This window comes from Frankia sp. AgKG'84/4 (assembly GCF_023242965.2).
Lineage (GTDB): Bacteria > Actinomycetota > Actinomycetes > Frankiales > Frankiaceae > Frankia.
In genome coordinates this window covers 1-10,597 of the sequence record NZ_JALKFU020000139.1, presented here as the reverse complement: position 1 = coordinate 10,597, position 10,597 = coordinate 1, and the positions used below count along the sequence as shown (strand labels likewise).

Annotated in this window: 9 protein-coding genes and 1 pseudogene; 7 read left to right on the top strand and 3 right to left on the bottom strand. The window is 71.4% G+C overall.

Going from position 1 to position 10,597, the window contains the following annotated elements:
- Positions 1 to 190, bottom strand: a 190-nt coding sequence (locus MXD58_RS11385) for a hypothetical protein (protein ID WP_250609297.1), incomplete at its 3' end; no start/stop codon positions are given.
- On the opposite strand from MXD58_RS11385, the gene MXD58_RS11380 reads away from it, so the two are divergent.
- Positions 189 to 1,235, top strand: coding sequence for a hypothetical protein (locus MXD58_RS11380; protein WP_250609296.1), 1,047 nt, complete (start codon positions 189 to 191; stop codon positions 1,233 to 1,235). The two genes, MXD58_RS11385 and MXD58_RS11380, sit on opposite strands and share 2 nt — an antisense overlap.
- Here the strand turns inward: MXD58_RS11380 and MXD58_RS11375 are convergent.
- A complete protein-coding gene (locus tag MXD58_RS11375) occupies positions 1,222 to 2,088 on the bottom strand; it encodes a Sco1979 family transcriptional regulator (protein ID WP_248839760.1) in 867 nt (288 codons plus the stop codon). The two genes, MXD58_RS11380 and MXD58_RS11375, sit on opposite strands and share 14 nt — an antisense overlap.
- Positions 2,089 to 3,634: 1,546 nt before the next feature.
- On the opposite strand from MXD58_RS11375, the gene MXD58_RS11370 reads away from it, so the two are divergent.
- The 6 genes from MXD58_RS11370 (at position 3,635) to MXD58_RS11345 (ending at position 9,540) form a co-directional block, all read left to right on the top strand.
- Positions 3,635 to 3,871 (top strand): DUF397 domain-containing protein, encoded by a 237-nt coding sequence (locus tag MXD58_RS11370; protein WP_248839761.1) that lies wholly within the window; start codon positions 3,635 to 3,637, stop codon positions 3,869 to 3,871.
- 231 nt (positions 3,872 to 4,102) lie between these two features.
- A complete protein-coding gene (locus tag MXD58_RS11365) occupies positions 4,103 to 4,819 on the top strand; it encodes a hypothetical protein (RefSeq protein ID WP_248839762.1) in 717 nt (238 codons plus the stop codon).
- 423 nt (positions 4,820 to 5,242) lie between these two features.
- Positions 5,243 to 5,644 (top strand): GlcG/HbpS family heme-binding protein, encoded by a 402-nt coding sequence (locus MXD58_RS11360; protein WP_248839763.1) that lies wholly within the window; start codon positions 5,243 to 5,245, stop codon positions 5,642 to 5,644.
- 279 nt (positions 5,645 to 5,923) lie between these two features.
- Positions 5,924 to 7,105: an ABC transporter substrate-binding protein gene (locus MXD58_RS11355; RefSeq protein WP_248839764.1), complete on the top strand. Its 1,182-nt coding sequence runs from the start codon at positions 5,924 to 5,926 to the stop codon at positions 7,103 to 7,105.
- A 275-nt stretch (positions 7,106 to 7,380) separates the two neighbouring features.
- Positions 7,381 to 8,370: a malate dehydrogenase gene (locus MXD58_RS11350; RefSeq protein ID WP_250609295.1), complete on the top strand. Its 990-nt coding sequence runs from the start codon at positions 7,381 to 7,383 to the stop codon at positions 8,368 to 8,370.
- Between the two features lie 198 nt (positions 8,371 to 8,568).
- Positions 8,569 to 9,540 carry an effector-associated domain EAD1-containing protein gene (locus tag MXD58_RS11345; protein ID WP_248839766.1) on the top strand — a complete coding sequence of 324 codons (972 nt, stop codon included), beginning with the start codon at positions 8,569 to 8,571 and terminating at the stop codon, positions 9,538 to 9,540.
- A 40-nt stretch (positions 9,541 to 9,580) separates the two neighbouring features.
- Here MXD58_RS11345 and MXD58_RS11340 read toward each other — a convergent pair.
- Positions 9,581 to 10,597, bottom strand: a pseudogene (locus tag MXD58_RS11340) (hypothetical protein); the annotation flags it as partial.

Genomic DNA, 10,597 nt, shown 5'->3' with positions numbered 1-10,597 from the left:
CGATGAAGAGGGCAAGGCCGAGCACCGCCCGGCGCGGGTAGGTACGAAACGCCGTCGACGCGATCGTCCGCAGCGGGTTCGTCCCGGACCGCCGGGGGGTCGCGGCGATCGCCGCCGATCTGGGCGACGCATACGCCGCGGGGCTGCGCCGGGCGGTCGGGAACGTCGCCGGGGCCTGGCTCGCGATCATGCTTGTTCCGCTGCTCACCACCCTGGGGTGGGTGCGGGTGCGTCCGGTGGCGGGGCTGCTCTGGCTGGCCCTGGCCGGGTTGATCGCCGTGACCGCGCGGCGGGTCCGCCGCGGCGCGCTGACCCGGGGCGAGGCGTTCGCGCTTGTCGCCGTGACACTCGCGATCGTGGTCGCCGCCACCGCGAACACCAGGGGCGGGTACATCGTGCGGATCAGCGACTGGCCGTTGCTGGTCGTCCCCCTGCTCCTGGCGTTCGTGACCGCCTCCCGGCCGAAGCGGGAGTGGATCGCGGCACTGGTGGTGACGGTTCTGCTGCTCGCCGTGCTGGTCTTGCGGCGGCACACAGGTCAGGACCTGGTCATCGCCCGGCTCGGTTCGATCGTCTACGGCTGCTGCGTCGTTCAGATCATCACGGCGATGCTCGGCCCGCTGCTGCGCGCCACAGCCGACTCGACCGCCCGCAGGCTGGCCGCCGAGGCGGAGCTCGCCGCCCATGCCGACTCCACGCCGATGATCCGTCGGGAGCGGGTCGCCTGGCTGGGCACGGTCGAGCAGGACGTGCTGCCGCTGCTGTCCGGCGTGGTCGAGGGAAGGCTGGATCCGGCTACGCCGACGGTGCGCAGCCGGTGCGCCGGGCAGGCTGCGGCGATCCGCCGGATGCTGACCGGCGGCGGGCCGTCCTCGGCGCTCGCCGAACTGGACGCGGTGCTCGGGGATGCCGCCGGCGCGGGCGTCGGGGTGGAGGTTCAACGGGACGGCGACCTGCGGTGCGCCCCGCGCGCGGTCCGTGCCGCGCTGGCCGACCGGGTCGGCGAGGTACTCGCCGCGGCACCGGGAGGCCGGGCGATCGTGACGATCCTCTGGTCGCCGCAGGGCGGCAGCGTCTTCGTCACCATGCCCTGGCCTGCCGGGGCGCCGCCGGTCACACTCGGCGGCGCGCGGGGGGTCGAACCGGGCCTCGGGGTGGACGTCGCGGTAGACGACGGCTGGCTGAGCGTCGAACTGAGCTGGCCGCCGCCGGCTGCGGGGTCTACAGCTCGTTGACGATCCGCCGCAGGAGATCGGGAGTCTCCGCCGGCGTCGTGCTGTCCACGCTGAGCCGGTTGTAGACCTCCATGTAGCGGTCGACCTCGTCGCGCTTGTCGAGGTAGCTCGAGCTGGTGAGCTGCTCGAGGTAGACCACGTCGGGCAGGTCCATCTCCGGGAAACGCAGGATTGTGAACGCGCCGCCCTCCGCCGCGTGGCCGCCGAAGGCGAACGGCATCACCTGAAGGGTCAGGTTCGGCATCTCGGCGAGGGCGATGAGGTGCTCGATCTGGGCGCGCATCACCTTCGGCCCGCCGATCGGGCGGCGCAGAGCAGCCTCGTCCACGACTACCCACAGTCGCGGCGCGTTGGCGCGGTACAGCAGCTTCTGCCGGTTGATCCGGACGCTTACGCGCCGCTCGATGACCTCGGACGACAGACCGCTGCCACCCTGCGTGATGATCGCGCGGGCGTACTCCTCGGACTGGAGCAGGCCCGGAATGAACTGCACCTCGTACGTCCGGATTAGCTGAGCCGACTCCTCCAGCCCGACGTATGGCTGGAACCAGGTGGGCAGGACATCATTGAAGTTCTGCCACCAGCCGGCGGTGTTCGCTTCCCGGACGAGCGCCAGCAAAGGCGCCCGCTCGCCTTCCTCCGTGACCTGATAGAAAGTCAGAAGGTCGGCTACATCACGCTCTTTGAAGCTGACCCTCCCCAGCTCCATCCGGCTGATCTTCGACTCCGAGGCGCGGATGTGGTAACCCGCGGTCTCCCGGGTGATGCCCTTCCCCTCGCGAAGTCGACGTAGCTGGGAGCCGAGGAGGATCCGACGCACGGTCGGTCCACTTCCCGGCTGAGCTGTCGTCACGGTCGGCCCCCTCGCCATCGGTCAACGCAAGAGTATGACATCTGATCTTCTGGTTCCGGTTACGTCTCTGGTTCTCATGTTGGAGTTGGTGCCGCTTCTTTAGCGTGGTAAGGGTTATTTATATACTCGCTCACGGAGAGTGCAGGGAGCGGGTGTCCACTTCCTGGCCCGATTAGACGTCGACGCTCGGCGACCGAGGTCTGGCTGTGGCTCGGTGTGATGCAAGACTTCCGTTCTGTTTCCGGGAACGCGGAAGTTGATCGATCCAGGCGCTGGCGAACGGAACTCCGTCCGGTCCGCGTGCACCCGCTGTCGCTTCCCTACGTCCTCACCCCTCACTGGCCCTCCGTCGGGGCGCACGCGGTCGGGTTCGCCCTGCCTCTCGCGTGCGACGGTCCGATTTCACTCGACGTGGCGGTCGGGGAGCGGCGCCGGACTGCCCACTCGGGTGGGTCGGGCCGGTCCGCGCGGCCGCCGAGGGCCGGCGTCGATGGTCGGAACGGGCCGGTTCACCGCCGAGCAGGTGTACGCGTGCGTGCGCTCGCGTGCGACCCACATCCGATCCATGGCTGTCGGATGCCGCCGACGAGAGGGTGCGTGGTGCGTACATGCCAGCCGTGGCCCGACGATGGGCCCCCGTTGCTTTACCTGTCCTGTCTGCGCTCCTCTGCGGGATGGCCTGCGCCACCCTCGTGGCGGGATACCCGGTCTGCCCGCGCCTGCGAGTTTTGCACCTTACGGGTCCCCCTGAACGGGCGACCCGCGGGTGTCCGAGTGCGGCGCGTTTCCGGAGGCGGGTACGGGGTCATTCGTGCACCCTGGCGCCCTATCCGCCGCCTTTGTCCAATACATCCAGCCGGACGAGTTGACCCCCAACGTCGTGTTTCATCCCACTTTCACGTTCGAATACGGCTAATTCCCACCCGTTCGGGCCAGATGACCGCCTTGTGACGCCTGAATGGGGGTCATCCCGCGATGTGGCCACGCGGCCGAACGCCTGGCATTGCACCGCGGGACCTGACCACCGTCCACAGGCCGCCCCTCGCGGCCATCGCCGCGGGTGCCCGGCCGCCTCGGCGCCCCCGTTCGTTGCGCCCGATGCCCCCACCTCCCTCGCGCGTCCGCTTGCTCGCGCGCGCCCGGGTCGACGCCGCCGCCCCCGCGTGGGTCCGCCCGGTCGGCGCCTGCCCCGGGTTCGGTGCGCTGGCTGCTTGCGGCCCTGCCGTCCGTCGGCATGCACCCCCCGTGGTGTCTGGCCCTCCGTCGTGCCAACGGATAGCCCGATGGTCGGCGGGACGTCGATCGCCGTCGACAATCGCACGTGAGGTTGTGGTGCGCACATGCGACCCGCTTGATGCACGTGCACCCGACCGTGCTGTATCGTGAGCCGAAGTTCGTGCAGGCGCACACGCGGTCATCTCGGAGCGACACGGGGGGTCTTCCGGGATGATCCGCGAGGTGTCCATCGCGGCGCGGCGGTGCGACAGGCGGGCTGCGTGGGATGAGGGGGCGGCGCAGCACGGCCCTTCGGGCTTCGGGAGAGCGCATGGGCAAGATTTACAGCGGCATGCCGGCGACGGCACTGGAGCGTGTGACCTGGCAGAAGAGCCGGCGGAGCAACTCCCAGGGCAACTGCGTCGAAATGGCGAGGCTCCCCGGTGACGAGGTCGCCGTGCGCAACTCCCGGCACCCCAACGGACCCGCTCTCGTCTACACCCGGGCCGAGATCGAGGCGCTGATACTCGGCGCCAAAGACGGCGACTTCGACAACCTCCTGCAGTAGCCACCCCTAGACATGGTCATGCTGACTCCGGTCATCTCCTCCTCGTGGGCCCCTTCGGCGACCGCGAAGGCCGCCGCCTCGCGAACTGACGCAGCCCCCGTCACCCCCTGGCAGCCGGATCGGATGGACACGCGGCACGACGGCGACGACCCCCTCGCCTCCCGTACCAGCCTCCCCCAGCGGTCAGCGGTCACCCTCGCGTGTTCGTCGGCCCCCCGGACCGGAGACACCATGACCTCTCCTCCCGCGGAACGGATCTTCAACTCCGGGGATCTTCCGCTGCTCTCCCTGCCCGGCGCCGACGGACTGATCACCTGTCAGTGGACCCGGGAGAACCTCGGCATGCCGGCGCCCGCGGCCGACAGCGACGCGAGCGCGCAGCGACGCCGCGCCCAGGTCGGGTTCGTGCTGGTGGAGCCGGCCTGGCTGGTGCGGGCGGCCGCCGAGCGGGTTCGCGCGCCGGGAGTGGACGCGGTCGTGCTGCACGCCCATGCCAGCCCGCCCGGTCGCAGCGCGTTGGCGCTGGCCTTCGCCTCCCACCTGCGCAACGTCCTGCGGCGCCCGGCGGCCGGCGTCGACACCAGGCTTGGCAACAACGTCGTGACGGCGGGCCTGCGCCCGGACCTGTGCGGCTTCGAGGACCTGGTTCGGATTCCGCATCTGGTCACGATCACGGATGGCACGGGCGCGGTCGCCGACACGGTCGTCTGGGAGATCATGACCATCGACCAGTTCGACGGCTGGCTGGACGGCGCGCCACGCCCCGACCAGCGGGCCATCGAAGCGCACCTGCCGGGCCTGCTTCGGCTGCGCGGGCTGCAACGACTCGGCCGGCTGGACCAGCGTCTGGCCGGCGTGCTGACCGACATGCTCGACGGCGGGCCGCTGACCACCCGCCTGGTCCACCGCTTCCCCAGGGTGGTGCTCCCGCTGGCCGCCGCGGCCTGAACGGGCCGGCCGGCGCCGGATCCCACCTCGGCCGTCCCGCAGCGTCGCGGGCCGGTCGAGGTGCCCACCGGCCGGCGGCGCGGCCCGGGGACCGGCCGGTGGTGCCGTGACAGCCAGCGACCACCCTGGCGCCCGTCTCGGCGCAGCCCGGAGGATCACGCAGGACGCCGCTACCTGGCGCCGCGGCGACCGCGTCGTTCCCTCCGGGCTGTGCCGGCCGCGCTCCGCGGGGGCCAGGGCGGTGAGCCAAGGGTGCCAGCGCGGCCCAGAGCCGGGGCTTCATGTGTCCTTGTGTGTGCTGCCGCCCCCGCAGGGAACCGGCATGCGCGACGGTTGGTCTGCGGCGCGCCTAACACCACCAGACAGTCGTTGTGGGCCTATGGTCAGGCGCACCGGAACGCCGCTTTATGGGGAGAGTCGCGGATGACCGTATCGCTCGAGGACGCCCGTCGGATCATCGCCGCCGGCGAAAGGTATGCGATTCACCTCGGTCAACCGGTTAACATCGCTGTCGTAGATCACGCTGGCATTTTGGTGGCACACGTCCGCATGGACAATGCCCGGCTGCGGACCGCCGACATCTCGGTCGAGCGTGCCTGCGCGGCGCGGGCCTCCGCGCTGCCGGCGCGTCTGGTGAACCATGCCGGGGGTCCCGGTGACCTCGGTGACGGGGAGTGGGATGTCGTGCCAGCCCAACCCGGCTCCGGCCTCACCGGCGCGGTGCCGCTGCGCCGCGACGGTCTGATCGTCGGTGCGGTCGGGGTCAGCGGCGGCCCCACTCCGCACGACGAGGCGATCGCCCGGGCCGCCGCCGCCGCCTTCTGATCGCTCCGAACCTCCCGGGCACCCCGCCGACAGGCCGGCCTCCAACCTCGTCCCCAGGGTTGGTCCGGCCCGCTCAGCACGTCGTAGGGCGACGCGGACGACGAGCGGATGCCCTGCGTTGTCCGCCGTGTGGCAATCTCACAAAATCTCCTGATTGCTGTCGTCGCGGCTGATCGGGTGCCTAGCGTGGTCCCCGTGGCAAGCGTCGCGGCCTCGCACGCCGGATCGCGCCAACGGCGTCGAGCCAGGGCCGCACTGGCTGGACTGGCGTGTGTGGCGATGGCCCTGGCCCTCGGCGGCTGCCGGGTGCCCGGCGAGGGCAGTGCGGCGGCGCCGGTCTGCGCCGAACCAGGCGTGAGCGTGGACGCGGTCCGGCTCGGCCTGCTCTACCCGGACACGGGGAACTCGGCGTCGCTGTTCCTGCCGTTCCGCGCCGGCGTGGACGCCCGGCTCGGCGTCGCCAACGCCGCCGGGGGCGTGCACGGCCGCCAGGTCCGCTACGCCTGGCGCGACGACACCTCAAGCCCCACGGGCAATGACGCCGCCGCGCGCACCCTCGTGCGCGACGACCGGGTCTTCGGCGTCCTCGAGTCCTCCTCGGTGGCCAGCGGTTCCGCTGCCTACCTGCACGCGGTGGGGGCGCCCGTCGTCGGCCCGGCACTGGAGGCCGTCTGGACGCACAACGACAACATGTTCAGCTATTCGAACCTTGTTTCCGACGGACCTTCGGTGACTGTCTGGGGCGACTTCGTCGCGGAGCGAGGAGGCCATCGCGCGGTGATCGCGCAGTCGGGGTTCTCGGCGACGTCGGTGGCGATGGCCGACAAGCTGGAAGCGAGCCTGCGGGCGGCCGGGATCCCGGTGGTGGGCCGGGTCGACGCGACGGGACCCATCGACGTGGCGGGGATCGGCCGCAGGGTACTCGACAGCACAGCCGATGTCCTGGTCGGCACGGTGACCGGCGCTGCTTTCGGCCAGGTCGTGGTCGGTGCCCGGGTGGCACGGGCGAACCTGAAGGTCATCCTCTCGCCGGTCAGCTACGACCAGCGGCTGCTGCGGCTGTTCGGCCCCGCGCTGGCCGGTCTTTACACGTTCGTCGACTACCAGCCGTTCGAGGTGAACACCGCGGCGCACCAGCGCTTCTTGGCCGCCATGCGCACCTACGCGCCGCAGATCTCGCCGCCGGCCCAGCAGTCCGCGCTGGCGGGCTGGATCTCGACGGACCTGTTCCTGCACGGCCTCGCCGCCGCCGGGCCGTGCCCGAGCCGGGCGGCGGTCATCCGGCTTCTGCGCGCAACGAAGGGCTACGACGCGGACGGGTTGCTGCCCGCCCCGATCGACTTCTCGTCGGCGGCCGGCAAGGTCAACCGCTGCTACACCTTCCTTCAGGTCAACGCGGATGCCAAGGGCTTCGACCTGATCCGCCCGGCGCCCCGCTGCGGCAGCGAGATCAGCCAGTAGGGCCGGCACCGGCGGGGGAGCCGGACCGGCTCGGATGGGCGTTCGCGGTCCCCGCCGAGGGGATTCGCGCACGTGGGCGGGCCGCCGTAGCGTTGAGCTGGAAGGTGTGAGCGGCTTCGGCCTCACACCACACCCCCTGGGGAGGGTGGTCGGACTAGCATCGCGGACGCGACCGAAAACAGTGCAGCTCGGTGGGCTGGTCCACGATCGCCCGGCGGTCGTCCCGGCTCGGCTTGCCGCCCGATCCCACGGATGACCCGTACCAGGAGATGCCAGTGAGTTCTACGCCTGTCAACGTCACCGTCACCGGTGCTGCCGGTCAGATTGGCTACGCCCTGCTGTTCCGTATCGCGTCGGGTCAGCTACTGGGTGCCGACACGCCGGTCAAGCTGCGGCTGCTGGAGATCCCGCAGGCAGTCCGGGCGGCCGAGGGCACCGCGCTCGAGCTTGAGGACAGCGCCTTCCCGCTGCTCGCCGGTGTGGACGTGTTCGACGACGCCAAGCGCGCGTTCGAGGGCACGAACGTCGCCCTGCTCGTCGGCGCCCGCCCGCGGTCGAAGGGCATGGAGCGCGGCGACCTGCTGTCCGCCAACGGCGGCATCTTCAAGCCGCAGGGCGAAGCGATCAACAGCGGCGCCGCCGAGGACATCAGGGTCCTGGTGGTCGGCAACCCGGCGAACACGAACGCGCTCATCGCCCAGACACACGCGCCCGACGTGCCCGCGGAGCGGTTCACCGCGATGACCCGCCTGGACCACAACCGGGCGATCGCGCAGCTCGCGAAGAAGCTCGGCGTCGCCAACACCGAGATCAAGAAGATCACGATCTGGGGCAACCACTCGGCGAGCCAGTACCCCGACATCTTCCACGCCCAGGTGGGTGGCCGCAGCGGTGCCGAGGCCGTGGGTGACCAGAAGTGGATCGCCGAGGAGTTCATCCCGCGGGTCGCCAAGCGCGGCGCCGAGATCATCGAGGTGCGGGGCGCGTCGTCCGCCGCCTCTGCCGCCTCCGCGGCCATCGACCACGTCTACACCTGGGTGAACGGCACCCCCGAGGGGGACTGGACCTCCGCGGCGCTGCCGTCCGACGGTTCCTACGGGGTGCCCGAGGGGCTCATCTCCTCGTTCCCGGTCACCGCCGTCGGTGGCCGTTTCGAGATCGTGCAGGGCCTCGAGCTCGACGCGTTCTCCCGCGAGAAGATCGACGCCTCGGTGAAGGAACTCGCCGAGGAGCGGGAAGCCGTCCGCGCGCTCGGCCTGATCTGAGCTGACTCGAGCGCCGCGGCGGCGACCTGCCGCCGCGGCGATCCCGCTCGCACGCGAGGGACCTCCCCGGCCGGCTCTCGGGAAGTTCCGGTTCTGCGCTCCCGCACCGGGTTTAGAATGATCCCCGGTCACCGACCCCGCTACGTAGCAGCCAAGGTCGGGTTCGGTTGGAGACCGCACACCGGTTCGGGGGAACTCGTGACGCAGAAGCTGAGCGAGCGGGAGATCGAGGCGCTGTCTCGCACCTTCTGCACGCGGACCAGCGCCATTCAGCTGTTGGAACAGGCCGGCCTGTCCCGGGGGCGGGCACCGGTGTTCACCGGCTCGCCGGGCGAGTTCTGGTCCGAGGTCTCCGCAGAGCTTGATGAGGGCCTGTTGCTGGAAGGTCGGGCTCGGATCCTCGCGGCCGCGGCGAAGCGATATCCCGCCAACGCGGTGTTCGCCGCGGCTGGTCCGGCGCGGCGAACGGCGCCGGAGCCCCGCGCCGCCCACGCGGGTCGGTCGAGTGGTTGGGCGCCGGCCGCCCAACCGCGCCACGCGAGCCTGTTCTGCCTCGACGCCCGCGGCTACAGCAAGAACGGCATGCTTGCCCAGATCGACTGGCGCAATGGTCTGCGGGGCATCGTGGAGCAGGCGATGCGCGGCGTCGGCCTGGTCGATGACGTGGTCCTGCTGAACCAGGACCACGGCGACGGCTGTCTGGTCGCCGTCGACGGGTCGGTCGAGAAAGCCAGGCTGGCCAGCGATTTCGTCCGGGAACTGCGGATCGCCCAGCGCGAGTTCAACGCGGCTCGCGAGGGTGCTCGCCTGCGGCTGCGGATGTCCCTGCATCAGGGCGACGTGATCATCGACGGGAAGGGTGCGGCCGGCGACGCCGTCGTGGTCACCGCGCGCCTCATCGACGCGGAGCCGGTGCGCGCGATCCTGGACCGCTACGAGGACGCGGACCTCGTGCTGGCCCTGTCCCCGGAGTTCTACCGCGACACCGTCGCCGAACGTCTCCGCGACCTGGATCCCAGCCAGTTCCGCAAGATCCCATTGACGGTCGGCACCAAGTTCTCCGGCAGTGCCTGGGTGACCCTGCCTGGATCGTCGATGAACCCACCTGCGGATGGTGAGGGTAAGCCCGCTCCTGGCTCCGGCGCAGCGCCGCCCTTTCCGGGCTCCTGACGGTCCGCTGCGACGTCTGACCTGAGGGGCCGCTGGTCGGTCAGCGGGCGCCGAGGTGCTGCGCGCCCCCGGACGCGTGTGCCAGCAGGTGCCGCAATCCTCGGCCATAGCTGGTGCTGCCATCGAAGCGGCTCCATTCCGTGAGAGCGGCCATCAGGGTGCTCACCTCGGTCGCCGACGCCTCGCCGGTGCGCGCCCGCTCGATGAGGCTGTGCAGACGAGCGGTCCAGGCGAGCGCGTCGTTGCCGGCGGCTCGCGCGCGCCGTGCCGCCTCGTCAACGCGCGCGCGTCGCAGCATCGGGCGGTCGGTCGCGGTCGGAGCCTCGGCGAGGCGGATGAGCCCGGCGGCCCGCCCCGCGTCCGACCGGACGCGGCCGTACGCGGCCAGCGATCGTCGCCACAGTTCCTCGGCGCGTTCTCGATGGGCCGGCCGGAGAGCGGGAATCAGCATGCCGTCCCAGCGGCGGCCCAGCGTCAACGCGCCGCCGTCGGGGAAGCCGGCCCAGTCACCCCGCACCAGCGCGGCGTGCGCCAGGGTGGCGTCATCCGCGCCGCCCGCTGTCTCCACCGTGTCCAGCGCCCGCCCGGCCGCGGCCTCCCGGCCCGCGCGAAACAGTAGGTCCGCTCGCAGGATCTGACCGTAGGCGCTGGCCTGCCGCACGGGGAGTTCCGCGAGCCGGGCGACGAACGCGTCCGCCACCGCTAGCGCGTCGCCGGTCGCTTCGGGGCTGTGTAGCTGAGGGTCCTCGGCCGGCGGAATGATCAGGTGCGGCCCGTCCACGATGGCCACGGCGGAGCCGACCTTCGGCCCGGTGATGATCACGACGTTGCCTGACCCGGAGACGAGTTCCGCACCATTCTTCGGCGCGCCCCCCGTGGCGGTGTCGTCGGCTCCGTCGGGCTGGTGCCGCGCGGCGATGCTCGTCCCGGCACTGACGGAGGGAACCGGCAGCGATGGCGTGGCGCGGTCCGCGCCCGCCTTCGCCGCGGGCTCGGTCGGCTCGACGACTCCGGGGTCGGCCGCGGGGGAGCCGGGCCCCGCTGCCGGGCTGAGAGC

Coding starts and splice junctions, on each gene's coding strand:
- MXD58_RS11380 (WP_250609296.1), top strand. CDS start 189: ATGCTTGTTCCGCTGCTCACCACCCTGGGGTGGGTGCGGGTGCGTCCG.
- MXD58_RS11370 (WP_248839761.1), top strand. CDS start 3,635: ATGGGCAAGATTTACAGCGGCATGCCGGCGACGGCACTGGAGCGTGTG.
- MXD58_RS11365 (WP_248839762.1), top strand. CDS start 4,103: ATGACCTCTCCTCCCGCGGAACGGATCTTCAACTCCGGGGATCTTCCG.
- MXD58_RS11360 (WP_248839763.1), top strand. CDS start 5,243: ATGACCGTATCGCTCGAGGACGCCCGTCGGATCATCGCCGCCGGCGAA.
- MXD58_RS11355 (WP_248839764.1), top strand. CDS start 5,924: ATGGCCCTGGCCCTCGGCGGCTGCCGGGTGCCCGGCGAGGGCAGTGCG.